General features: G+C 43.5%; 23 protein-coding genes. 20 read left to right on the forward strand and 3 right to left on the reverse strand.

All coding sequences use genetic code 11. The annotated features are described in order from the left end of the window. Positions 1-64 precede the first annotated feature (64 nt). Complete coding sequence (gene sigK, locus AB5213_RS05150) at positions 65-697, reverse strand: RNA polymerase sporulation sigma factor SigK (protein ID WP_368276400.1); 633 nt, start codon at positions 695-697, stop codon at positions 65-67. 182 nt (positions 698-879) lie between these two features. Here sigK and AB5213_RS05155 point away from each other — a divergent pair, with 182 nt between their 5' ends. The 14 genes from AB5213_RS05155 (at position 880) to AB5213_RS05220 (ending at position 16,194) form a co-directional block, all read left to right on the forward strand. Further along, positions 880-2,250, forward strand: a complete 1,371-nt coding sequence (locus tag AB5213_RS05155) for a Mur ligase family protein (protein WP_070097294.1) — start codon at positions 880-882, stop codon at positions 2,248-2,250. Between the two features lie 10 nt (positions 2,251-2,260). Next, entirely contained in the window at positions 2,261-2,995 is a 735-nt protein-coding gene (locus tag AB5213_RS05160; RefSeq protein WP_022220376.1) for a type 1 glutamine amidotransferase, read from the forward strand. A gap of 342 nt (positions 2,996-3,337) precedes the next feature. Continuing rightward, entirely contained in the window at positions 3,338-4,864 is a 1,527-nt protein-coding gene (locus tag AB5213_RS05165; RefSeq protein WP_368276401.1) for a YifB family Mg chelatase-like AAA ATPase, read from the forward strand. Between the two features lie 5 nt (positions 4,865-4,869). After that, a complete protein-coding gene (gene dprA / locus AB5213_RS05170) occupies positions 4,870-5,967 on the forward strand; it encodes a DNA-processing protein DprA (protein WP_008375019.1) in 1,098 nt (365 codons plus the stop codon). A 32-nt stretch (positions 5,968-5,999) separates the two neighbouring features. After that, positions 6,000-8,087: a type I DNA topoisomerase gene (topA, locus tag AB5213_RS05175; protein WP_215633971.1), complete on the forward strand. Its 2,088-nt coding sequence runs from the start codon at positions 6,000-6,002 to the stop codon at positions 8,085-8,087. 154 nt (positions 8,088-8,241) lie between these two features. Continuing rightward, positions 8,242-9,024 carry a GTP-sensing pleiotropic transcriptional regulator CodY gene (gene codY, locus AB5213_RS05180; protein WP_022220379.1) on the forward strand — a complete coding sequence of 261 codons (783 nt, stop codon included), beginning with the start codon at positions 8,242-8,244 and terminating at the stop codon, positions 9,022-9,024. Between the two features lie 87 nt (positions 9,025-9,111). Continuing rightward, positions 9,112-9,417, forward strand: a complete 306-nt coding sequence (locus AB5213_RS05185) for a hypothetical protein (RefSeq protein WP_008375025.1) — start codon at positions 9,112-9,114, stop codon at positions 9,415-9,417. A 118-nt stretch (positions 9,418-9,535) separates the two neighbouring features. Further along, on the forward strand, positions 9,536-9,820 hold the full coding sequence (gene groES / locus AB5213_RS05190) for a co-chaperone GroES (protein WP_215633970.1): 285 nt from the start codon (positions 9,536-9,538) through the stop codon (positions 9,818-9,820). An 83-nt stretch (positions 9,821-9,903) separates the two neighbouring features. Continuing rightward, positions 9,904-11,529 (forward strand): chaperonin GroEL, encoded by a 1,626-nt coding sequence (groL, locus tag AB5213_RS05195; RefSeq protein WP_055246877.1) that lies wholly within the window; start codon positions 9,904-9,906, stop codon positions 11,527-11,529. A gap of 100 nt (positions 11,530-11,629) precedes the next feature. After that, positions 11,630-12,121, forward strand: a complete 492-nt coding sequence (locus tag AB5213_RS05200) for a DUF6106 family protein (protein ID WP_195412857.1) — start codon at positions 11,630-11,632, stop codon at positions 12,119-12,121. Positions 12,122-12,328: 207 nt separating this feature from the next. Next, the gene (guaB, locus tag AB5213_RS05205; RefSeq protein ID WP_055155624.1) at positions 12,329-13,783 is read left to right on the forward strand and encodes an IMP dehydrogenase; all 1,455 of its coding nucleotides are present in this window, start codon (positions 12,329-12,331) and stop codon (positions 13,781-13,783) included. Between the two features lie 276 nt (positions 13,784-14,059). Further along, on the forward strand, positions 14,060-14,788 hold the full coding sequence (locus AB5213_RS05210) for an N-acetylmuramoyl-L-alanine amidase family protein (RefSeq protein WP_055155623.1): 729 nt from the start codon (positions 14,060-14,062) through the stop codon (positions 14,786-14,788). A gap of 106 nt (positions 14,789-14,894) precedes the next feature. Beyond that, entirely contained in the window at positions 14,895-15,686 is a 792-nt protein-coding gene (locus AB5213_RS05215) for a shikimate kinase (RefSeq protein WP_022220383.1), read from the forward strand. Beyond that, entirely contained in the window at positions 15,679-16,194 is a 516-nt protein-coding gene (locus AB5213_RS05220; RefSeq protein WP_055155622.1) for a YqeG family HAD IIIA-type phosphatase, read from the forward strand. The genes AB5213_RS05215 and AB5213_RS05220 overlap by 8 nt, the downstream gene beginning before the upstream one ends. A gap of 224 nt (positions 16,195-16,418) precedes the next feature. Here AB5213_RS05220 and AB5213_RS05225 read toward each other — a convergent pair whose 3' ends face one another. After that, positions 16,419-18,419, reverse strand: coding sequence for an FAD-dependent oxidoreductase (locus AB5213_RS05225; protein WP_055155621.1), 2,001 nt, complete (start codon positions 18,417-18,419; stop codon positions 16,419-16,421). Positions 18,420-18,815: 396 nt separating this feature from the next. Between AB5213_RS05225 and AB5213_RS05230 the strand changes: the two genes are divergently transcribed. Continuing rightward, a complete protein-coding gene (locus tag AB5213_RS05230; RefSeq protein WP_022220385.1) occupies positions 18,816-19,706 on the forward strand; it encodes a LysR family transcriptional regulator in 891 nt (296 codons plus the stop codon). Here the strand turns inward: AB5213_RS05230 and AB5213_RS05235 are convergent. Beyond that, positions 19,703-20,587, reverse strand: coding sequence for a LysR family transcriptional regulator (locus AB5213_RS05235; protein WP_173686547.1), 885 nt, complete (start codon positions 20,585-20,587; stop codon positions 19,703-19,705). The two genes, AB5213_RS05230 and AB5213_RS05235, sit on opposite strands and share 4 nt — an antisense overlap. 223 nt (positions 20,588-20,810) lie before the next feature. Here AB5213_RS05235 and AB5213_RS05240 point away from each other — a divergent pair, with 223 nt between their 5' ends. The 5 genes from AB5213_RS05240 to AB5213_RS05260 all read left to right on the forward strand — a co-directional run bounded on the left by AB5213_RS05240 (position 20,811) and on the right by AB5213_RS05260 (position 25,838). Continuing rightward, entirely contained in the window at positions 20,811-21,689 is an 879-nt protein-coding gene (locus AB5213_RS05240; protein WP_008375048.1) for a shikimate dehydrogenase, read from the forward strand. 72 nt (positions 21,690-21,761) lie between these two features. Beyond that, on the forward strand, positions 21,762-22,976 hold the full coding sequence (locus tag AB5213_RS05245) for an MFS transporter (RefSeq protein WP_055246873.1): 1,215 nt from the start codon (positions 21,762-21,764) through the stop codon (positions 22,974-22,976). Between the two features lie 18 nt (positions 22,977-22,994). After that, on the forward strand, positions 22,995-23,759 hold the full coding sequence (gene aroD, locus AB5213_RS05250; RefSeq protein ID WP_008375050.1) for a type I 3-dehydroquinate dehydratase: 765 nt from the start codon (positions 22,995-22,997) through the stop codon (positions 23,757-23,759). A gap of 289 nt (positions 23,760-24,048) precedes the next feature. Next, positions 24,049-24,564: a TRAP transporter small permease gene (locus AB5213_RS05255; RefSeq protein WP_022220386.1), complete on the forward strand. Its 516-nt coding sequence runs from the start codon at positions 24,049-24,051 to the stop codon at positions 24,562-24,564. Continuing rightward, positions 24,549-25,838, forward strand: a complete 1,290-nt coding sequence (locus AB5213_RS05260) for a TRAP transporter large permease (protein ID WP_055260595.1) — start codon at positions 24,549-24,551, stop codon at positions 25,836-25,838. The genes AB5213_RS05255 and AB5213_RS05260 overlap by 16 nt, the downstream gene beginning before the upstream one ends.

Genomic DNA, 25,838 nt, shown 5'->3' on the forward strand with positions numbered 1-25,838 from the left:
CTGCCGGTGTGAAAGAAGCATCATGAATTTTAAAATGGACAGACAGGATCTAGACCGGCAAAAATTAAAAATGAGAAGGAAGAAAGCAGGGGCGGAGTTTTTGAATCGCCCCTTTTTCAATTCGCGAAACATAGGAACGTGAGATGCCAAGAGAAGCTGCAACTTCTTTCTGGGTATATTCTTTTTCACCATAAAGACCGTAGCGTTTTTTCAGTATCAGCTGTTCGCGGTCGGTGAGAACGGATTCCAGTTTTTCATAGAGAAGAGAAATATCATTTTTCAAGGCAAGCTGCATACAGGCATCTTCTTCATCAGATTCGATAACATCATACAGGCGGATCTCGTTCCCTTCCCGGTCTGTACCGATCGGTTCGTATAGGGAGGTTTCCCGGTTACTCTTCCGCTTGGTGCGCAGCATCATCAGAAGTTCATTTTCGATGCAGCGGCAGGCGTAGGTGGCAAGCCGGGCTTTTTTGTCCGGGTTAAAGGTGGAAACTGCTTTGATAAGGCCGATGGTTCCGATGGACAGAAGATCTTCTGTATCGTCCTCCAGATGCTGATATTTTTTTATGACATGAGCGACCAGACGGAGATTGTGCTCGATCAGAATATGACGGGCCTCATTGTCACCGTCTGCACTGCGTCTCAGAAGCTCGGATTCCTCTTTTGGAGTAAGAGGCGGAGGAAAGGATTTCAATACGATTACCTCAAAATAGAGTTACTAACATTGTATGTAAAAGTGAAATGTTCTGTGCTTTTCCATTCGGGTTATTTTGCGCTTGTGGTACGTCTGAAAATGCGTTATAATGAGCGTTGAATCATGTAGTAGCAGATATGTTTTACAAAAGAAATGAGATTACGAGAGAAAAGGAAAAAATTATGGGAATAAGGACAAGATTAGCGGTACTTGCCTGTAAGACATCCAATGCAGTCCTGCGACGGATGGGACGAGGCGGAACGAACCTGCCGGGCAAGATCGCATTAAAAATTGACAAAGATATTTTAAAGGAATTATCACGTGGGGTGAAGGTTACGGTAGTGACCGGAACCAATGGAAAGACGACCACGTCCCGTATGATCGAGCAGGCATTTGAAGAAGCCGGATATAAGTACTTCGCAAATAAATCCGGTGCCAATCTTCTGACCGGGATCATTACGGTGTTTGCACAGCACTGCAGTCTTTCTGGCAAGTGTTCCTACACACACGCATTGATCGAGTGCGATGAGGCAGCGTTCCGCAAGACCAGTGAGATGCTGCCGGTAGAGTGTCTGGTAGTCAACAATATTTTCCGTGACCAGTTGGACAGATATGGGGAGATCACCCACACGTTGAATGCAATCCGCGAAGGAATTACCCACGTACCGGATGCAACCCTGTGCCTGAACGCGGACTGTTCATTGACGTCATCTCTTGCAGATGATGTACCGAATAAGGTTGTATGGTTCGGGGTGGATGTGCCGATTTACAAAGAGACAGCGTTTGAATTGTCTGATGCAGTGTACTGTATTCATTGTAAGACAGAATATGAATACGATTACAGAACTTACAGCCATCTTGGCGGTTTCCGCTGTCCGAAATGTGGATATCACCGGCAGACACCGCAGGTTGGCGTGACGCAGGTAGTGCGTACCGGAGCAGATTCTTCGGATATCGTGTTAAATGCATTCGGGCATAGCCATGATGTGCACATTAATCTTCCGGGAGGTTACAATATTTACAATGCGGCAGCCTGTGTTGCGGCTGCGGAGATTGTTGGAATCGATGAAGACACAGCAGTTGATGCACTCAGCAGATTTGAGTGTGGTTTCGGACGTGCGGAACAGTTTGAACTTGGCAAGTCTAAAGCACGTATGATGCTTGTCAAGAACCCGGCAGGGTACAATCAGGTCATCAACCAGATCTCTAATGATGAGGAAGAGTGCAAGATTGCGTTCCTTCTGAACGACCGTTATGCAGATGGAACCGATATCAGCTGGATCTGGGATGTGGATTTTGAAGCACTTTCCCGCCAGAGCGCACGCTTTACCCGTATTCTGGTATCCGGAGTCCGTGCAGATGATATGGCGCTCCGCCTGAAATATGCAGGATTTGACACTGGACGGATTGAAGTGATCCGCGACTATGAGAACCTTTTAGAAGCAATCGGAGCGGATGAGACACCGACATTTATTATGCCAACTTATACCGCTATGTTTGATCTGCGCGGCGAGATCAGCAAGCATACCGATATCAAGGCATTTTACGAATAAGGAGGGAATTATGGAACTGAATATCTGTCATCTCTATCCGGACATCCTTAATCTGTATGGAGACCGGGGCAATATCATCACAATGAAACGTCGTATGGAGGATCGGGGAATCAAGGTCAATGTAGAAGGCTGCTCGATCGGAGAAACGCTGGATGCAAACCGCTATGATATCTTCTTCATTGGCGGAGGTCAGGATTTTGAACAGGAAGTCCTTCTGAAAGACCTGGGGACCGGAAAAGCAGCAGAGATCCGCGCGGCTGTGGAAGATGAAAAGACCTTCCTCGCAATCTGCGGAGGCTATCAGATGCTTGGCCAGTATTATAAGACCTGGGATGGTGTCCAGCTCGATTTTACCGGCGCGATCAACATTCATACCGTTGGATCAAAAGAGCGTATGATTGGCAATTATATGTTTGAGACCCTCCCGGAGAGCAGTGGAGCTGTCGTAGTCGGCTTTGAAAATCATTCCGGCAAGACCTACCTGGGTGAAGGCGTATCACCACTCGGCAAAATGCTCAAAGGCTACGGCAACAACGGAGAAGACCAAACCGAAGGAGCCCGCTACAAAAATGTCTTCGGAACCTATTCGCACGGCTCCCTTTTACCAAAGAACCCGGTTCTCTGCGATTTTATATTACAAACTGCCCTCGAACGCAAATACGGTCAAATAGAACCACTTGCGCCACTGGAAGATACCCTGGAATTAAACGCCAACGAATACATGAAACAAAGATTAAGCAAATAATGCTTCTTTAGAAAATGCCACTGCACACAGGGTTCCATCCCACCTGTGCAGTGGCATTTTGTCCCATCTATGATACAGCAAGGCAAAACTTTGCCAGTAAAGTACGGCGGTCATCGTGGGAAAATCAAAAGAGATGATTCTCCCACGATGACCTCACAACCTACTCCCACAAATTTCCCCTCTCAATCATCTTGACAAAATCCCCTACCCATACTATCATAAGGATACATTTTCTAAAAGATATCGGTTTTCTTTTAGCAAATCACTCATGGCATTTCGCCATACATTTTCTGAAATAAAACTTCTGAACTTTTGCCGGGGAAAGGCAAGGGTGAATTTAATATGGGATTTTATAAGGTACATTCGGCAACGATTCTGGGGCTGAAAGTAGAATTTGTGCAGGTAGAGGCAGATGCAGGGAACGGACTTCCAATGTTTCATATGGTGGGATATCTGTCTTCTGAGGTAAAGGAAGCCGCAGAACGGGTAAGAACTGCCATGCGTAATGCCGGTTATATCATGCCGGCGAAAAAGATTGTAATCAATCTGTCGCCGGCATGTGTCCGCAAGAAGGGATCGGTATTTGACCTTCCAATTGCAGTTGCAGTACTCGGGGCAATGGGGATTTTCCCGGAAAAAGCAGTGGAGGATATTTTACTTGCAGGAGAGCTCGGACTGGATGGAAAGCTGCAGCCGGTAGAGGGAATCCTTCCGATTGTTCTGGAAGCAAAGAAGGCTGGTTTTAGGTGTTGTGTGATTCCGAAGTCAAATGAGGATGAGGGAAGGCTGGCGCAGGGAATACAGATTTTTGGGGCAGAGACTCTGGAGGAGGTATGCAGATGGCTGAAGGGTGAGTATATGCCTCAGATGGAGAAAACTGACCGGGAAGAGGTTCATGGAACGGAAGAATGGGACATAGATTATAGTGATATTCAGGGACAGGAAGCAGTAAAAAGAGCGACGATGGTGGCGGTGGCAGGAGGACATAACCTGCTTTATGTCGGTCCGCCTGGTTCCGGAAAGACGATGCTTGCCAAACGGATCCCGACGATCCTACCACCGCTTGACCGGGAAGAAAGTCTGGAGATCACGGGGATTTACAGTACGGCTGGACTGCTTAAAAGAAAGAATCCGCTGATCTGGCAGAGACCGTTCCGGGAGGTCCATCATACTGTGACACGGGCAGCGCTCATCGGAGGCGGACGAATCCCATCGCCGGGAGAAGCAACACTTGCGCATGGAGGTGTCCTTTTTCTGGATGAGCTGGCGGAGTTTCCGAGAGGTGTTCTGGAAGTGCTCAGGCAGCCGTTGGAAGAAAAATGCATTCATCTGGCAAGGCAGCAGGGAGCTTATATTTTTCCGGCAGACTTTATGTTGGTTGCTGCAACGAATCCATGTCCCTGCGGAATGGCTCCTGGTCCCCAATGTACCTGTACGCCCGGGCAGATCCGGAATTATCAGGGAAAGTTGAGCCAGCCGTTTCTGGATCGGATTGATATCTGCATGGAGGCACCCAAGGTCGAATATGAAGAACTGACCGGAAAGGGAACAGGGATGGATTCCAGAACCATGCGAGGAAAAGTGATGCTTGCAAGAATGCGTCAGATGGATCGTTTTCGAGAAGAAAAGCTGACAAAAAATGCACAGATGGGGCAAAATGAAATTGAAAAATACTGCCGTCTTGGGAAAGAGGAAGAACGGATGATGCGCCAGGCTTATGAAGTGATGAAGCTGACGGTGAGAAGCTATCATAAAGTGTTGAAGGTGGCACGGACGATCGCAGATATGGAGGAAAAAGAGGAGATCGATCTTGTGACACTCCGAGAGGCACTGGGTTATCGGGTTATGGATAAAGAATACTGGGGATAAGAGAAATGAGTGAAATGTGGTATACATACTGGCTGGCGTGTGTGGAAGGAATCACAGGTGACAGAAAGTGTGAATTATGCAGAAAGAACGGATCTGCGGAAGCAGTATATTATATAGAAGAAAAAGGGATCAGAGAACAGATAATTACAGAAAAAGAGTGGGGGATTCTGAAAGAAAGTAAGAAAAAAAGGAATTGGAGGGAAGCGTATCAAAAAGTGGTGGATCGGGGAATTCAGATGGCAGTCCGGGGACAGAACAATTATCCGAAACGGTTTGAAGAACTTGCGGGAATGCCGTATGCACTCTTTTTTATCGGGGAGATGCCACGGGAGGGAATGCCGTCGGTGGCAGTGGTGGGTGCCAGAAGATGTAGTAGCTATGGTGAGAAAATGACGCTTCGCTTTGTTGAAAGACTTGCGGAGAGCGGAATCCAGATTATCAGTGGAATGGCACTGGGAATTGACGGAATGGCACACCGGGCTGCATTAAATGTCGGAGGGAAAACATTTGCGGTTCTGGGAGGCGGAGCAGATGTATGTTATCCTGCGGCACATAAAGGACTCTATAAAGATTTAATAAAGCGGGGAGGCATACTGTCTGAACAGCCACCGGGAACTCCGCCGGTTGCCTGGCATTTTCCGGCAAGAAACCGTCTGATCAGCGGACTTGCCGATGTGGTACTTGTTATGGAGGCAAAAGAAAAGAGCGGATCCCTGATTACAGCAGACATGGCTCTTGAACAAGGAAGAGACATTTATGCTCTCCCGGGGATGGTGACAGAGCCGCTGAGCTGTGGTTGTAACCGCCTGATCCGGCAGGGAGCAGGGATTCTTCTGAATGAAGAAGATTTGCTGGAAGAACTGGTTATAAAAGGGCTGCTAAAGAAGAAAATCGCAATTATATCAGACACGAAAAATAAAATAAAGCTTGAAACGAAAGAAAATTTGGTGTATAGTAAGCTCGGTTTGTATCCGCGGGGGCTGGATGATTTACAGAGAGAAACCGGACTTACTCCACAGGAGGTGATGGGAATCTGTGTATCTCTTCAGTTGAAAGGATGCATTCAGGAAAGATCAAAAAATTATTATGTCAGAGCTAAATGATCTGACACTATTAATATGGAGGAATATAATATATGGCACGTTATCTTGTGATTGTAGAGTCACCGACAAAAGTGAAGACCATAAAGAAATTTCTCGGCAGTAATTACGTGGTAATGGCATCAAACGGACATGTAAGAGATTTGCCGAAAAGTCAGATGGGAGTAGACCTGGAGCATGACTTTGAGCCGAAATACATTACAATCAGAGGAAAAGGTGAGATCCTTGCAGGACTTAGAAAAGAAGTAAAAAAAGCAGATAAGATTTATCTTGCAACTGACCCGGACCGCGAAGGAGAAGCAATTTCCTGGCACTTGATGAAAGCACTTAAGTTGGAAGGAAAGAAAGTATACCGGATCAGCTTTAACGAGATCACTAAAAGTGCGGTAAAGGCATCCCTGAAAAATGCACGTGATATCGACATGGATCTGGTAGATGCGCAGCAGGCGCGTCGTGTGCTGGATCGTATCGTGGGATATAAGATCAGTCCAGTTCTCTGGGCAAAAGTAAAAAGAGGACTTAGTGCCGGTCGTGTGCAGTCTGTGGCACTTCGCATCATTGCAGACCGGGAAGATGAGATCGCAGCGTTTATTCCGGAAGAATACTGGTCACTGGACGCCAATTTCAAGGTAAAGGGAGAAAAGAAGCCTCTTACAGCAAAATTCTATGGAACAAAGGATGAGAAGATCACCATCCATAACGAAGAAGAACTGCATAAGATTCTTGCAGATCTGGAAGATGCAGAATATGAAGTGGTCGATGTAAAACGCGGAGAGAGAAGTAAAAAAGCACCGCTTCCGTTTACGACCAGTACCCTTCAGCAGGAGGCATCCAAAGCACTGAATTTTGCAACTTCAAAGACGATGCGTATCGCACAGCAGCTTTATGAAGGTGTGGATATTAAAGGAAGTGGAACGGTTGGTCTGATCACTTACCTGCGTACGGATTCGACCCGTATTTCTGAGGAGGCGGATGCAAATGCAAGAGCCTATGTTGGAAAAGCCTACGGAGAAGAGTATGTGGCAGAGACTGCATCGGAACAGAAGCAGAAAAATGACGGGAAAAATATTCAGGATGCACACGAAGCCATCCGCCCGTCAGATGTTACCCGTGTTCCGACAGAAATTAAAGAATCTCTTACAAGAGACCAGTTCCGTCTGTATCAGCTGATCTGGAAGCGTTTTGTGGCGAGCAGAATGCAGCCGGCAAAATATGAGACAACTTCTGTTAAAATTGGAGCAGATGATTACCGTTTTACGGTATCGGCATCTAAGATTATATTTGAAGGTTTCCGTCTGGCATATGTGGAAAGCGATGAGGAAAAACAGAGTGGAAATGTAATGGTCAATAGTATCGATAAAGATTCAGAACTGACGAAAGAATCCTTTGACTATAAGCAGCATTTCACACAGCCACCTGCACATTACACCGAGGCATCTCTTGTAAAGACACTGGAAGAACTTGGAATCGGACGTCCGAGTACCTATGCACCAACAATCTCTACGATCATTACAAGAAGATACGTTGCAAAAGAGAACAAGAATCTTTATATGACAGAGCTTGGTGAAGTGGTCAATAATATTATGAAGCAGTCTTTCGCAAGCATTGTTGATGTCAACTTTACCGCTTATATGGAAGGACTTCTGGATATGATCGCAGAAGGAAAGGTAGAGTGGAAATCGGTTATCAGCAATTTCTATCCGGATCTGAAAGAAGCGGTTGAAAAAGCAGAAAAAGAGCTGGAAACAGTTAAAATCGAGGATGAGGTAACCGATGTAGTCTGCGAAGAATGTGGAAGAAATATGGTTATCAAATACGGTCCCCATGGAAAGTTCCTTGCATGTCCCGGATTCCCGGAATGCCGCAACACCAAACCGTATCTGGAGAAAATCGGAGTTGCCTGCCCGAAATGTGGAAAAGACATTGTATTGCGCAAGACAAAGAAAGGCAGACGTTATTATGGATGTGAGGATAATCCGGAATGTGATTTTATGTCATGGCAGAAGCCGTCAGAAGAAAAATGTCCGAAATGCGGAAGTTATATGGTAGAAAAGGGAAATAAACTTGTCTGCGGTAATGAACAGTGTGGGTTTGTTAAAAATAAAGAGAAAGATGAAAAATAAATCAAATTTCATTGAACTATTCAGAATTGTATGATAATATATTTGTGTGCACATTTTTTTGACTAATTTGTGTGCATAATTTCAACAATATTTCATATTCGTGAAAAATGCGACCGGAAACGCACATTTTTAATAAAAATATATGGAGGCAGATATGAGCGTACAACTATTGGATAAAACAAGAAAAATTAACAAACTGTTGCACAATAATAATTCAAGCAAAGTTGTGTTTACAGATATCTGTGAAGTTCTGACAGAGATTCTGGCATCGAATGTACTGGTAGTCAGTAAGAAAGGAAAGGTACTCGGTGTCAGCACATGCGAAGGAGTCCCGGAAATCCATGAGCTTTTGCAGGACGAAGTGGGAGAACATATTGATCCGATGTTAAATGAACGTCTTCTAAGTATTCTTTCCACAAAAGAGAATGTTAATCTGCAGACACTTGGATTTACAGCTGATGTATCCCAGGGATATCAGGCGATCATTACTCCGATCAACATTGCAGGAGAGAGACTTGGAACTTTGTTTTTATACAGAAAAGAGTCTATGTACGAAATTGATGACATCATTTTGAGTGAGTACGGAACCACTGTCGTGGGACTTGAGATGCTCCGCTCTGTTAATGAAGAGAGTGCAGAAGAGACCAGAAAAGAACAGATCGTACAATCTGCGATCAGCACCCTTTCTTTCTCTGAGCTGGAAGCAATCATCCATATTTTTGATGAACTTAACGGAATGGAAGGGATTCTGGTGGCAAGCAAGATTGCAGACCGTGTGGGAATCACCCGTTCTGTAATTGTCAATGCACTCCGCAAATTTGAGAGTGCGGGTGTGATCGAATCTCGTTCATCCGGTATGAAAGGAACTTACATCAAGGTTGTGAATGATTACGTGTTCAAAGAACTGGATAAGATCAAAAAAGAAAAAATGAATTAAGGATAAAAGTAAAAGAGGGGTATCAGACAAATCTGATGCCCTTTTCTTTAACGGGGAATTATATTTGTAAAAAGGAGAGAAGAGAGCATGTATGATGGAGATAAAGCTGTACTTACGATGGTACAGTATCTGAAAGAAGATAAGGAAAAAGATGAGAATATTTATGAGGCAACAGTCATAGAATATCAGAAGGAGATGGAGCAGGTACATCTGATCCTGCGCTCAGGCAGTCTTTCTGATATTTCACTGGATGCAGTATATGAATGCCGGATCCGGACGATCACTTGTGAGACTGTGTGTACAGGGATGATAAAGGAGCGTTATGAGAACCGTGCAGGTATGATTCTGGTCCTGCAGGTGACGAATGGATTTTATGAAATAAATCTAAAGTAATTATAAAATTCAAAATCGAATGTTGACAAAAAAGAAAGAGAGTGCTATCTTATACCTAGAAAGTTTTTAGCACTCGATTTTGTTGAGTGCTAACAAGATAGAGTTAGGAGGAATTATAATGAAATTAGAACCATTAGCTGACAGAGTTGTATTAAAACAGTTAGTTGCAGAGGAGACTACCAAATCAGGAATCGTACTTCCTGGACAGTCAAAGGAAAAACCACAGCAGGCAGAAGTTGTTGCTGTAGGACCTGGCGGAGTTGTTGATGGAAAAGAAGTTATGATGAATGTTTCAGTAGGTGATAAAGTTATCTATTCCAAATATGCAGGTACAGAAGTAGAACTCGATGATGAAGAATACATCATTGTAAAACAGAATGATATTCTTGCAGTGATCAGATAATCCGGCAGGATATCATATACAGATAAAAATCAGATTTTCAGATCAGAACAGAATTTTATTTTTAAGAATCAGGAGTGATAGAAATGGCAAAGGAAATTAAATACGGAGCAGACGCAAGAAAGGCACTGGAAGCAGGTGTCAACAAACTTGCTGATACAGTAAGAGTAACAATCGGACCAAAAGGAAGAAACGTAGTTCTGGATAAATCATTCGGAGCACCGCTTATCACAAATGACGGTGTAACAATTGCAAAAGAAATCGAACTGGAAGATGCATTTGAAAATATGGGAGCACAGCTGATCCGTGAAGTTGCATCTAAGACCAACGATGTTGCAGGTGATGGTACAACAACAGCAACTGTTCTTGCACAGGCTATGGTACACGAAGGAATGAAGAACCTGGAAGCAGGTGCAAACCCGATCGTATTAAGAAAAGGTATGAAGAAAGCAACAGACTGTGCTGTAGAAGCTATCAAGAAGATGAGCAGCAAAGTTACAGGAAGAGAGCAGATTGCAAGAGTAGCAGCTATCTCAGCAAGTGATGACAGTGTTGGTGAGATGGTAGCAGAAGCTATGGATAAAGTTTCCAACGATGGCGTTATCACAATTGAAGAGTCAAAGACAATGAAGACAGAGCTTGACCTTGTAGAAGGTATGCAATTCGACCGTGGATATATTTCAGCATATATGTGCACTGATATGGAAAAGATGGAAGCAAATCTTGACGATCCATATATCCTGATCACAGACAAGAAGATTTCTAATATTCAGGAAATCCTTCCACTGCTGGAACAGATCGTACAGTCAGGAGCAAAACTTCTTATCGTAGCAGAAGATATCGAAGGAGAAGCTCTTACAACTCTGATCGTCAACAAACTGCGTGGAACATTCAATGTAGTTGCAGTAAAAGCACCTGGATATGGTGACAGAAGAAAAGCTATGCTGGAAGATATTGCAACCTTAACAGGCGGACAGGTAATCTCAGAAGAACTTGGTCTGGAACTGAAAGATACAACAATGGCACAGCTTGGACGTGCAAAATCTGTAAAAGTTCAGAAAGAGAATACAGTCATCGTTGATGGTATGGGCGATAAGGCTGCTCTGGAAGCCAGAATCGGACAGATTAAAGCTCAGATCGAAGAGACAACATCTGATTTTGATAAAGAAAAACTTCAGGAAAGACTTGCAAAACTCGCTGGCGGAGTTGCAGTTATCCGTGTAGGTGCTGCTACTGAGACAGAGATGAAAGAAGCAAAACTCCGTATGGAAGATGCTCTTAATGCAACAAGAGCAGCAGTAGAAGAAGGAATCATTGCAGGTGGTGGATCAGCATACATCCATGCATCAAAAGAAGTTGCCAAACTTGCAGAAACTCTGGAAGGTGATGAAAAGACAGGGGCAAAAGTAGTCCTCAAAGCTCTGGAAGCACCATTATTCCACATTTCAGCTAACGCAGGTCTTGAAGGCGCAGTTATCATCAACAAGGTAAGAGAAGCTGAACCGGGAAATGGCTTTGATGCTTACAATGAAGAATATGTAGATATGGTGAAAGCAGGTATCCTTGATCCTGCAAAAGTAACAAGAAGCGCACTGCAGAACGCTACAAGTGTTGCATCTACACTCCTTACAACAGAATCCGTTGTTGCTAACATCAAAGAAGATGCACCGGCTATGCCGGCAGGCGGAGCTCCGGGAATGGGCATGATGTAAGCTAAAAATATGATTTTTAGAAAACTCCTCAGAAGAGGAGTTTTCTTTTTATTATAAAAGTGTTACAATAGTTCTAATATATAAATTTGGAGGTTAGGATATGGGTGATTTTTACACAGAACAGCTGGTGAAGAGGCAGAAAGCATCTTCGACGACGCTGATCAAAGCAATACTTATCATACTTACTGTTCTGTCGGTCGTACTTATATTTATGATCCCATTCGGAATAATTGGTCCGGTGGTCATGATCGCACTGGATGTTTTTTTGTTCCGGAGTATGGATGTTGAATATGAGTATTTATTTGTGAATGGGAGTCTTGATATTGATAAGATTATGGCAAAATCCCGTCGGAAAAATATGTTTTCCATGGAGATGACGGATCTTGAGATGATGGCACCTTCCGGTTCGCCGGAACTCAGACCTTATCAAGGGCTGAAAGGAACCGATTACAGTTCAGGTATGCCGGGGGCAGATACATATGAGCTGATCGTTGTAAATAACGGGGAAAAGAAAAAAATTATTTTTGAGCCAAATAAGACAGTTTGTGAAGGACTGAAGATGCTGGCACCAAGAAAAGTATTTTGTAAATAATTCCCGAAAGACGTGCAGAAAAGCTTGCAGGTTCCGGGGTACAATTGCATCCGGAAAGACGGTTACGTAAAATTATCAGTGATCTGTAGAAATGTGATTGCCACGGACGGACGAATGTACTCGATAAAGGACTTGACATAGCATAGATTTATGCGTTATCATAGCAGATAATCAAAATTACAGACGAGAGAGAAAGGAAGAAAAATCATGGGAAAGATTATTGGAGAAGGAATCACCTTCGATGATGTACTTCTGGTACCTTCTTATTCAGAAGTAATTCCAAATCAGGTTGATTTATCAACTTATCTTACAAAGGGCATTAAGCTTAACATACCGATGATGAGTGCGGGAATGGACACTGTTACCGAACATCGTATGGCGATCGCTATGGCACGCCAGGGAGGTATCGGTATTATTCACAAGAATATGTCGATTGAACAGCAGGCAGAAGAAGTAGACAAGGTTAAGCGTTCTGAGAATGGTGTCATTACAGATCCATTCTATCTGTCGCCGGAGCATACACTGGCAGATGCTAATGAACTGATGGCGAAGTTCCGTATTTCCGGAGTTCCGATCACAGAAGGAAGAAAGCTGGTAGGTATCATTACGAACCGTGACCTCAAGTTTGAAGAAGATTTCTCCAAGAAGATCAAAGAATCCATGACAAGCGAAGGTCTTGTAACAGCACAGGAAGGTATCACCCTGGAAGAAGCAAAGAAGATCCTCGCAAAAGCAAGAAAAGAAAAACTTCCAATCGTAGACAAAGATTTTAACTTAAAAGGTCTGATCACAATTAAAGATATTGAGAAACAGATCAAATACCCACTGTCAGCCAAAGACGCGCAGGGAAGACTTCTGTGTGGTGCAGCGATCGGTATTACAGCGAACTGTCTTGAAAGAGCAGAAGCTCTTGTAAAAGCAAAAGTTGATGTAGTAGTACTTGATTCGGCACACGGACATTCAGCAAATGTACTTCGTACCGTAAGAATGATCAAGGATGCATTCCCGGATCTTCAGGTGATCGCAGGTAACGTTGCAACAGGAGAAGCAACAAAAGCGCTGATCGATGCAGGTGTTGATGCAGTAAAGGTTGGTATCGGACCTGGATCCATCTGTACAACCCGTATCGTAGCCGGTATCGGTGTACCACAGATCACAGCTGTTATGGACTGCTACGAAGCAGCAAAAGAGTCGGGAATTCCGATTATTGCAGATGGTGGTATTAAGTACTCAGGTGATATGACAAAGGCGATCGCAGCCGGAGCCAACGTATGTATGATGGGAAGTATCTTCGCAGGATGCGATGAGAGCCCGGGAACATTCGAACTCTATCAGGGAAGAAAATACAAAGTATATCGTGGAATGGGATCTATCGCAGCAATGGAGAACGGAAGCAAAGACAGATACTTCCAGACAGATGCGAAGAAGCTTGTACCGGAAGGCGTAGAAGGACGAGTTGCCTATAAAGGATCTGTAGAAGATACTGTATTCCAGTTAATGGGCGGTCTCCGTTCCGGAATGGGTTATTGTGGAGCACCAGACATCGAAACTCTCAAGACAACAGGACGTTTCGTAAAAATTTCTTCTGCATCCCTCAAAGAAAGCCATCCACACGACATTCACATCACAAAAGAAGCACCAAACTACAGCGTAGATGAATAAGATGCAAAATTAATCAAGAGAGAAGAATCATTTCCGTAAGAGAGACGATTCTTCTCTCTTACATTATCCAACTATTTTCAAACTTCACCCAAACCTTCAACAGTCAACGGAATCCAGCGGCAATTGTTTTTTCGGAGGGGTACACGTCCCCTTCCGACTACCTTAATAAAAAAATAATAATTTTTTCAACAATTTCTCATCATTTTATGATAGTCTGGATATAGTTAGGATTCCAACAGAAAATTTGCAAAAAACACAAAAGATTGAGATGACGAAATGAACCGAAGAAAGAAGAAAAACACCAGAGCCAACCTGTACAGGGGTGGCGATGGAAAAAGCTATTATGAGGCGAATAAGAGACGCAGAATGAGCCGTTATATAAAGGTGGGGAGTACGATCCTGATCACACTGCTTCTTGCACTTTCTATTATGAAGATCAGTGGAAGAGGAATCTTTGCACAGAGAGCATACAGTGAGCTTTCTGATGAAGTGCTCAGTGCCCAAAAGCCGGATATTGATGTAGAACTGTTAACTGTGAATGAATATTCAAGACCGGGACTTTCAACCAATGAGATTACCGGAATAGTCATTCATTACACTGCCAATCCTGGTTCGACAGCGATGGAGAACAGAGACTATTTTGAGGGACTGAAGGACAGTCACATTACGCAGGCAAGCAGTAATTTTGTAGTAGGACTGGACGGGGAAATCGTACAGTGCGTACCAACCTGGGAGGTTGCATATGCGTCCAATACACGGAATTTTGATACGGTGTCCATTGAGTGCTGTCATCCGGATGAGACCGGAAAGTTCAACGAGGCAACTTATAAGAGCATGGTACAACTTACAGCGTGGCTGTGTGAAAAGTTTTCGCTGACAGAAGAAGATGTGATCCGACATTATGATATTACAGGGAAAATCTGTCCGAAATACTTTGTCGAAAATGAAGATGCCTGGAAGCAGTTTAAAAGTGATGTAAAAGCGGTCCTGGACAACGCAAAATAAAAAATATCTATTGATTCACTTCCAAAGTGTCTGCTATAATGTTTTAATATAACGGGCAATTGAAGGCACCCGGAAAGCAGTAGAGTGAGAAACGAGGAATTGATAGATGAACGATTTGGAATTATACCGTGAAGAGCTTGCAAACTGTGATGCGAAGATCACAGAGGCATTAAAAGAAAGATATGCGATCATTGAAAAGATCATGGCATACAAAGAAGAGTATGGCATGCCGATCCTGCAGCCGGAACAGGAAGAAAAGCAGAAGAAGAGACTGATGTTCAGCCTTCACAATGATAAGCACAGAGACGAGATTTATGATGTATTTGAGCGTATCCAGCGCAACAGTAAGAAGATCCAGGCTAGAAAGCTTTTTGATTACAACATTGTCCTGATCGGGTTTATGGGAGCTGGAAAAAGTACGATCTCTGATTATCTTAGCACCATGTTTGCCATGGAAGTGGTTGAGATGGACCAGCTGATTGCAGAACGCGAAGGCATGAGTATTTCCGATATTTTTGAAACCTATGGGGAGGAATACTTCCGTAATATGGAAACCAATCTTCTGATCGAGATGCAGGAGAAGAAGAATGTGATCATTTCCTGTGGTGGTGGTGTGGCAATGCGTGAACGCAATGTCGCGGAGATGAAGAAAAATGGTCGTGTAGTACTCCTTACTGCACATCCACAGACCATTCTTGACCGTGTAAAAGACAGTGACGACAGACCGCTGCTCAATGGACACAAGAATGTAGAATATATCGAGCAGCTGATGGAAGCAAGAAGAGAAAAATACGAGGCGGCTGCAGATATTGTTGTAGATACAGATAACAAGACGGTTCTGCAGATCTGTGAAGATCTGATTCAGAAGCTTCTGGAAATGGATGAGAATCATGTTTAAGACCTTTTATCCGGACGAATATGTAGCGTCCACTTATGTGCTGGATTTTGAAAAAATGTATCGGGAAGGCTGTCGTGGACTGGTATTTGACATTGACAATACGCTGGTTCCGCATGGAGCACCGGCAGATGAGAGAGCAATCTGTCTTTTTGACAGGCTGCGCAGCATCGGGTTTGATACATGCCTGATTTCCAATAACCAGGAACCACGTGTAAAGCCTTTTGCCGAAAAGGTGCAGAGCAAGTATGTGTTTAACGCGCATAAGCCTTCCACGAAGAATTATATAAAAGCCATGGAGCTGATGCAAACGGACAGAGGAAACACTGTATTTATCGGAGATCAGCTTTTTACGGATGTGTGGGGAGCGAAGCGTACCGGGATGAAGAGTATTCTGGTGAAGCCAATCTATCCAAAAGAAGAGATCCAGATTGTGCTGAAAAGATATCTGGAGAAGATTGTATTACATTTCTATAAAAAAGAGAACGAAAAGAGAATGTCCTGCAAGTAGGCAGGGCATTTTTTGATAGGAAATTCCGAAGGAACTTCCTATCAAATAAAAGGCACTGCGTGCCAAAGATGTGCACTCGCACGAAGATGAAGAATGTCGCAAGCGACTGCGCTCGGCGCGAAAATGTGCCAAGGCACATTCTTTTTAGTAAAGTAAATAGAAAACCCCCGGTTCTCATAACGAGAACCGGGGGACATCAGGGGGGATACTATATTTACAAAATCTTATAAGTAGTCATGTTTGGCAAGAACATTCAGGATGTTACGTCCTTCTTCTGTACCTTCGATGATACGGCGGGCACGTACACTATCACCGATGTTCATGATTTCAACATCTTCATCTTCGAATTCTTTACGGACTGCATCGAGGATCGGAGCGTTTGCTCTCATACCAAGACATACAAATCCATAATCAAATAGCATTTCTTCTTCATTTCCTTCTGGCGTTTTAACAAGGAAGGAATCTGCTTTAACTTCAAGAAGAGCAGTATTCGGACACTGTTTTACACCATATTTATCCATCAGTGCAAAGGTTCCGACTTTGGATACCGGATCAATTCCGTTACCGATTACCGGCATCATTTCCACAATGCTTACATCAGCGCCACGTGGAGCAAAGAATTCTACTACGTCAAGACCTACGGCACCGCCACCGATAACAACGACTTTTTTACCTTTCAGATCTTCTGGATATTCCATAACATGGTTGATCATATTTGTAATAGAAGAAACTTTTCCGCCCTCTTTGTCAATATTCTCATGAAGACCCTTGATCGGTGGAAGGAGCGGATTAGAACCGGTAGCATTTACAATAATGTTCGGGTTCATGCTTCTGATCATTTCAATCGTAGCTTCCGTGTTCTTGAAGATGAACAGGTTTTTCAGCTTGCTTGCGCGATGGATCAGATAGTTCGGAAAGTCAGCAAGTCTCTTCTTATCCGGGATCTTGGAGATCAGGGCGGCAAGTCCGCCGAGTTCCGGTTTCTTCTCGATCAGGAAAGTAGTGCATCCAACCTCGGCAGCTGTACATGCAGCTTCCAGTCCGGCAGTACCACCACCGATCACAACAACGTTGCAAGGCTTGTTGATTTTCTGCTTTTTGTAATCTTCGCCGCCATTTACAGACGGGTTAACAGTACAACGGATCGGACGGTTGATTCCGATACGGTGTCCTGCACATCCGATGTTACAAGAAATACATTTACGGATATCACATTCATCACCGAATTCTACTTTATTTACCCATTCCGGATCAGCGATCAGTCCACGTCCCATACCGATCAGGTCAGCATCGCCTCTTGCAAGAATATCTTCAGCAACCTGTGGGTTACGGATGTTACCCATTGTCATACATGGTTTGCCGTAACGTTCTTTTACAGCTTTTGCCATATAAGAACGCCATCCATCTGGAAGGTAATTGGCATCAATCTGGTACTGGATGGATCCGTTCAGACCGGCAGATACGTCGAATACGTCAACTTCTTCCTGGAAGTACTGCAGGTAATCAAGACAGTCATCCAAAGTATTTCCGCCTTCCATAAATTCGTCCGCACTGATACGAACAAAGATAGGGAAGAATGGTCCAACCTGTCTTCTAACTTCTTCAATAACAAGTTTTGCAAGTCTTGCACGGTTTTCCAAAGATCCGCCGAATTCGTCTGTTCTCTTATTTGTAAGAGGTGAAAGGAACTGGCTTATAAGGTAAGAATGTCCTGCGTGGATTTCTACAGCGTCAAACCCTGCGATCTGAGCACGTTTTGCGGCTTCACCGTATTTTTTTACAATATGCATGATTTCATCTTTTTCCAGTGGACGCGGGATTTCACCGCCTGCTTTTGAAGGAACATCAGAAGCAGAAACCGGCTGCATATTGATACGTGCTGACTGTGCAGAAGCACCGGCATGATTGATCTGGATTGCAATGCAGGATCCATGTTTGTGTACTGTTTCGCAAAGTTTGAAAAGTCTTGGAATGTAGTTATCCTGATCGATACGAAGCTGTGTGGTTCCGTTAGATCCCTGTGGAGAATCAACGCTGGCGTTCTCTACGATGAGAAGTCCTGTACCGCCTTTTGCACGCTGCTCGTAATAATTGATATGAAGAAAACTCATTTCACCATTCTGTTCACCGTAGTTGGTTCCCATTGGAGTCATGACGATACGGTTCTTGACCGTCATATGTTTGATGGTAAATGGCTCGAAAATGTGTTTGTATTTGCTTTTCATTAGAAATTCCTCCGTAAAAATGACTTAATAATCAAAATAAAATGATGTGAGTGTCAAAAGTGAATTTTGCCACTCACTGATGTAATCGGATTGCTTCATTGCTATGCAATTCCTGCAATCCTCAAAAAATCTTAGTCACGCGAGGTTGTCTTATACCGGCTTGGGCGTACCGGTTTTTGTTAAATCCATTATAATCACAAAAAACTGAAAAATACAAATTGAAAATACATAGAAAAATAATAGAATATAACTATAGAAACGGTGAAAAAGATAAAAATAAAATTATATTAGGAAGACGGGAAATGGAAAAAGATAGACAATTTAAACAAAACTATAGAATAATTAAATAATTTATGCTATGTTTAATATAAGAACAGGAAAGAGGGTGATGGTTTTATGAATCTGAATCAGTTGCATTACTTTGTGACACTAGCACATATAGAACACTATACCAGAGCGGCGGAAATGCTGTCCATTACGCAGCCAAGTCTCAGCCATGCCATCAGTATGCTGGAGCAGGAGCTTGAGACAAACCTGTTTGAAAAAAGAGGGCGTAACGTTGTACTGACAAAGTACGGAAAAGTATTTCTGGAATATGTAGAAGAAGCTTTAAAGATTCTGGACAGTGGTGTAAAAAAGACAAGGGCGTTGACAAGTGACACCGGCGGGGTGATCGATCTCGCATATATTTTTACGCTTGGAAGTGTATTTGTTCCACAGCTTGTAGGCGGTTTTTTGAAGGAACACGAAGACTGGGATGTGAATTTCCGTTTTTCTGTCGGAAATACGACAGAGATTATACAGGGGTTGAAAGAGGAGAAGTATGACATCGCTCTCTGTTCGCGAAAAGAAAAAGAATCCGGGATTGATTTTGTACCGATCGCTAAGGAAAAATTGGTTGTTGTTGTTCCAAGAGACCATGAGCTTGCCGGAAGAGGATCTGTTGATCTGAAGGAAACACTTCCTTATCCCCAGGTATATTTCACCAAGAACAGCGGGCTCAGACCGGTGATCGACCAGTTGTTTGAACAGACCGGAGGGACACCGAAGATAGCATATGAGATTCTGGAAGATGCATCGATGGCAGGTCTTGTGGCAGAAAATTTTGGAATTGCGGTAATGCCGGAGATTCCTATACTTAAAAATCTGAATGTAGATGTACTGGATATTGAGAATCCACCATACGAACGTTATATATATCTGGCGAAGCTGAAGGAAAAATATCTGGCGCCGGTTGTAAAAGAATTTATTGAATATGTAAAAGAAAGCAATGGGAAGGCACTTTAATAGGCCTTCCCATCTCTTTTGACAAACTGGATGAAACGTTTGACAGCGGGAATCTGGTATTTGTCGCGGATGTATCCCATATAAACGGTGTGGGTAAGGTCTGCATCGGCAAGCGGGAGTACGGTTACATTTGCCTGATCAACCGCATCGACCCTGGCAACAAGGGCGATTCCGAAATCTTCGGCAACCAGGGCAGCAATTGCGTTTTCATCCGGACACTCACAGACGATGTTTACCTTCAGCTTCTTTTCTTTATAGAAGTTACGGGTGAAGCCACCGAGTCCGGAATAGCGGTCATACCCGATCAGAGGATAGTCAGTAAGGTCACTGCAACAGACGGATTCTTTCTGGACAAGAGGATGTTCTTTTGGAGTAATTACAACCATATTCTGGTTCAGAATGGGTACAAAGGAAATATCCGGTTCATCCGCAACGAAAGAACCAAAGATCACATCGTGGCGGTCGGATTTGAGCCCCTGGATCATATCTGCAGTGTGCGTTTGGTTAAAATTGAAGGTTACATGCTTGTTGCGGTCTATATCTAGGAAGGATCGCACTGTATGCGGAATATAGTAGTTTGCCAGCGGAAATACATAGGCGATATCAATATGTCCACCGCTTCCGGCAAGCTGCTTCATCTTATGCTCGGCAATATGTACCTCCTCGAGGATCCGGTTGACATGTTCCAGGAAGACGCGGCCGGATTTGGTGAGGACAACATTGCGTCCCTGATGTTCAAAAAGCATCAGTCCAAGTTCTTCTTCCAGAAGCGACATGGACCGGCTGAGGCTTGGCTGGGAGATCTTAAGTACTTCTGCAGCCTGTCGGAAATGCTGCAGGGTTGCTACTTTTTGGAAATATTCAAGCTGATTTAGCGTCATGGTAAAAAATCCTTTCTATATTATATAAAATAATCATACCATAACTGATGCCAAAAAGCTATCAAAAACACACATAAGATATATTTGAACTATCAAATGATATCGTCTATAATTTAACTATCAAGAGGTTGTTTAAAAATTAACAAAAATTGGGCAAACGTTAAAAACATTCTCAAAGAACAAAGAAATAAATTTCGATGGAAGAAGAAAAGGAGAACAAATCATGGCAGAGAGAATTACAGGACACACAGAACTTATCGGACTTATGGCTTATCCAATCAGACATTCAAGCTCACCGGCAATGCATAATGAAGCATTTGCTTACCTTGGACTGGATTATGCTTACCTTGCATTTGAAGTTGACAACAGCACACTGGAAGATGCAGTAAAAGGACTTCGTGCTCTGAAAATGGTAGGATCTAACGTGTCTATGCCAAATAAAACAGTTGTTGGACAGTATCTGGACAAATTATCTCCGGCAGCAGAGCTTTGTGGAGCAGTTAACACAATCGTAAATGAAGATGGTGTTTTAACAGGACACATCACAGACGGCATCGGATTCATGCAGGCATTAAAAGATAACGATATCGATGTGATCGGAAAGAAGATGACAATCGCAGGCGCAGGCGGAGCTGCTACAGCAATTGAAATCCAGGCTGCACTTGACGGCGTAAAAGAAATCTCTATTTTCAATATTCATGATAAATTCTGGGCAAATGCTGAAGAAACAGTAAGAAAGATCAATGAAAAGACAAATTGCAAAGCTACTCTTTACGATCTGGATGACAAAGAAAAATTAAGAGAAGAAATGAACGATTCATACATCTTCGTAAACGGAACAGGTGTTGGTATGAAACCACTGGAAGGAATGTCAGTTGTACCGGATAAATCATTCTTCCGTCCGGAACTTATTGTTATTGATGTTCCTTACTCACCACTGGAAACAAAGATGCGTTCTATGGCAAAAGAAGTTGGATGTAAGACAATGAACGGTCTTGGAATGATGTTATTCCAGGGAGCAGCAGCATTCAAACTCTGGACAGGAAAAGAAATGCCGATCGAACACATGAAAGAAGTATTAAACATCAGATACGATGATTAATACCTGGCAGGCTTGTATTGAATTTAAGAAGAAATCGAAAAAATTTGAAAAACAGGAATGTGAGGAAAAGAGATGAATAAGAAATACATACCCAGCGCCCTGATCCTTTATTTAAACTACTTTATCCACGGTGTCGGATGTTCCATCCTTGGACAGGCAGTCATCAAGGAAGCACTTGCCGCTTCCTGGGGCGTAGAAGTTATGGCAATCACTGCAATTTCAGCAGCACTCGGACTTGGACGTCTGATCGCGCTTCCGTTCGCCGGACCGCTTTCTGACAAACTCGGACGTCGTATTTCAACAGCGATCGGTAGTGGATCCTATGCAATCTACCTGATCGGACTTGCACTTGCATTTAATGCAGGAACAAATGGCGGATACCAGATCGCATATATCTGTGCAATCGTTGGTGGTATCGCAAACTCTTTCCTGGATACAGGAATTTACCCGGCTGTTTCAGAAATCATTTACAAAGCACCGGGCGTTGCAACTATGGGAATCAAATTCTTTATTTCTGTATCGCAGATGCTCTTACCGTTCGTACTTGGTGTAACTGTCACTACAACAGCAACAGGAGCAACCTCTTACAACACACTGTTCTATGCATGTGGAATCGCTTATCTTGTACTTCTGGTACTGGTTATGATATTCCCACTCCCGGATACAGATCAGAAAGCAGCGGGAAAGAAAGAAGGCCTGATCGACAGCTTAAAGCATACCCATTTCTCTGTAGAATCCATCGCAATGATCCTGATCGGATTCACATGTACAGGTACCTTCCAGTTATGGCTGAACTGTGCACAGAACTTTGCAAAAGAGAATGTTGGCTGGGCTGATCCGTCCATCATGCAGACATACTATTCAGCAGGAACAATGCTTGCACTCGTTGTAACTGCACTTTTAACAAGAAAGATCAAAGACGTAAGATTTATCCTGGGATACCCGGTAATCTGTCTTGTAACAATGATCGCTGTTCTGGTTGGAAAGAGCCAGACACTTATGATTGCAGGTGCATTCCTGATCGGATGGGCAGGAGCAGGCGGACTTCTTCAGATCGCAACTTCTGTATGTAACATGCTTTTCCCGAAGATCAAAGGAACTGTAACAGCACTTGTTATGATCGCATCTTCCCTGTGTAACTACACCATCCTTACAGCAGCATCCAAAATGCAGCCGTCACAGGTTATGGTTATGAATATCGTTCTTACAGCAGTTGGAGTCCTTCTTGGATTATTTGTAAACTTACGTTATACTAAGATGGTAGAACAGGCTCAGGCTGACAACTAGAAAAAGGAGAAAACAGACATGAGTAAATATGTAGAAGTTCGTGGTGTTAAGATCGGTGAAGGAGTACCAAAAATCTGTGTACCGATCGTCGGAAAGACAAAAGAAGAAATTCTTGCAGCAGCAAGATCTTTTGAGGATGTTGCGCTTGATGTTGTAGAATGGCGTGTAGACTGGTTCGAAGGTGTATTTGACTTCGCACAGGTTGAAGATGTATTAAAAGACCTTCGTCCGGCACTTGGCGAAACTCCGATTCTTTTCACATTCCGTACTTCCAAAGAAGGCGGCGAAAAAGCAATCGAAGCTGACGCATATGCAGAGCTGAACAAGAAAGCAGCAGCAACAGGACTGGTTGACCTTGTGGATGTAGAAGCATTTACAGGGGACGAAGTTGTAAAAGATATCATCGAAGGTGCGCATGCACACGGCGTAAAAGTCGTTGCATCCAACCATGACTTCGATAAGACACCGGACAAAGACGATATCGTAGGACGCCTTGTGAAAATGCAGGAACTTGGCGCAGATATCCCGAAAATTGCAGTAATGCCACAGTGCAAAAAGGATGTACTTACACTTCTTGAAGCAACACGTGAAATGGCAGAAGAACATGCAGACCGTCCGATCATTACAATGTCTATGGCAGGTACCGGACTGATCAGTCGCCTGTGCGGTGAAGTATTCGGTTCAGCACTTACTTTCGGGGCAGTAGGAAAAGCTTCTGCACCTGGACAGATGAATGCATCAGATTTAAGAGAAATCCTGACTCTGATCGATAAGAGCATCTAGTGAAGAAACATCCGGAGAAGTCCTGTGGCGGATCCGTTATGTTTATGTTTAACCTGAATGAAGAGTGAAAAAGGCAGGATAAAGACCCGCAATCATACCGGGGATTCCGGTGGATTGCGGGCCTTTATCATATTCTGGTTTTGTTAAAAAACTAACCGATTTCTGAAAGTGAAAAAATTATATAAAAATTTTGCTATTTAAAGAGATAAAAGCAAATAGAAAAAATAGACAAATTCTTCGGTAATTGATATCATTTTTGTATGATTACATGAATGGAGGGCAAATGCGAATGAAGAAAACAGTAATCTGGCTGGATAACTATCTGGAAGAATTTTTTATGGTGATAAGCCTGATCCTGATGACAGTGATCATGGGGATCCAGGTGTTTTCCAGATATGTACTCGGCTCAGCGCCGTCCTGGTCGGAGGAGATTACCCGTTACCTGTTTGTATGGTCGGGATTTTTGAGCGTCAGCTATTGCACGAAAAAATGTATTTCCATTAAGATCGAACAGTTTGTGTCAATTTTCCCACGAAGAGGGAAGGCACTTTTTAAACTGGTTAACCATACCTTTGAACTGATGGTATTTCTTTATCTGATACCGTTTGCGTTTAAGTATATGATGTCAGCAGTAGAGAGCGGACAGGTAAGTCCGGCGTGCCACATCCCGATGTATTATGTGCAGGCAGCACCGCTTGCAAGTTTTATCCTGGTAGCGATCCGTATTATCCAGCGATGGTTTGCAGAATTAAAAGTAGTAAGAGAAAAAGATGAGAAAGGAGAAAAAGCATGCCGGCAGCAGTAGTATTTATCTTATTTGTAATCTGTCTGATCATTGCCATTCCGGTATCAATCGCGCTTACGATCGCATCGGTCCTTCCGGGTGCTTTTGATCCATCCTTCACAGCCAGCGGACAGTTTGTGATCCGTTCTATGCTGGGAGGAATTGACAGCTTTCCGCTCCTTGCGGTTCCGATGTTCGTACTTTCCGGAATCATCATGGCAAGAGGCGGCATTTCAAAAAAATTATTTGATGTATTTTCCTATTTTCTTGGAAATCTGACAGCGGGTCTGCCGTGCGCGGTCATTGTAACCTGTCTGTTTTATGGTGCAATCTCAGGCTCCGGACCGGCGACGGTTGCAGCAGTCGGAAGTATGACGATCCCGATTCTGATCGAGCTTGGATACGATAAGGATTTTTCCGCGGCGATCGTAGCCGTGGCAGGTGGTCTTGGAGTTATTATTCCACCAAGTATTCCGTTTATCATGTTCGGAAGTGCTTCCGGTGAATCAGTAAGTGACCTGTTTATCGCAGGGATCATTCCGGGACTTCTTATCGGCGGACTTCTGATGGTTTATGCAGTTTATTACTGTAAAAAGAATGGAGAGGACAAAGAAAAGATCCAGAAAGTAGTCGGAGAACTTCATGAGAAAGGACTTCTGAAGGTTTTAAAAGAAAGCTTCTGGGCACTTTTGAGTCCGGTTATCATTCTGGGATGCATCTATTCCGGAATCGCATCGCCGACAGAAGCGGCAGTCATTTCGGTGTTTTACGCACTGATCGTCAGCCTGTTTATTTATAAGACGATGACATTTAAAGATATCTGGCCGGCACTGGTGGAAGGCGTGCGCACCTATGCACCGATCATGTTTATCCTTGCAGCATCGATTGCATTTTCAAGAGTTCTGACTCTGATGCAGATCCCACAGATGGTAAGCACCTGGATCCTGACGCACTTTACCAATAAGATCGTCCTGCTTCTGGTGATCAATGTATTCCTTCTGATCGTGGGAATGGTCATGGATACAACACCGGCAATCTTGATCCTGACACCGATCCTTCTGCCGATCGTAACAGCAGTCGGCATGAATCCGATCCACTTTGGAATCATGATGGTTGTCAACCTTGCAATCGGATTTGTAACACCGCCGATCGGAGTCAATCTGTTTGTGGCAAGCTCGCTTACAGATATCCCGATCATGCGGATTTCCAAACATGCGATGCCAATGATCGGCTACTTCCTTGTTGCACTTTTGTTAATTACATTTATCCCGGCGATCAGCCTGGCACTGATATAG

The sequence above is a fragment of the Coprococcus sp. RTP21204st1_G4_RTP21204_210225 genome, from assembly GCF_040915385.1.
Lineage (GTDB): Bacteria > Bacillota > Clostridia > Lachnospirales > Lachnospiraceae > Allocoprococcus > Allocoprococcus comes.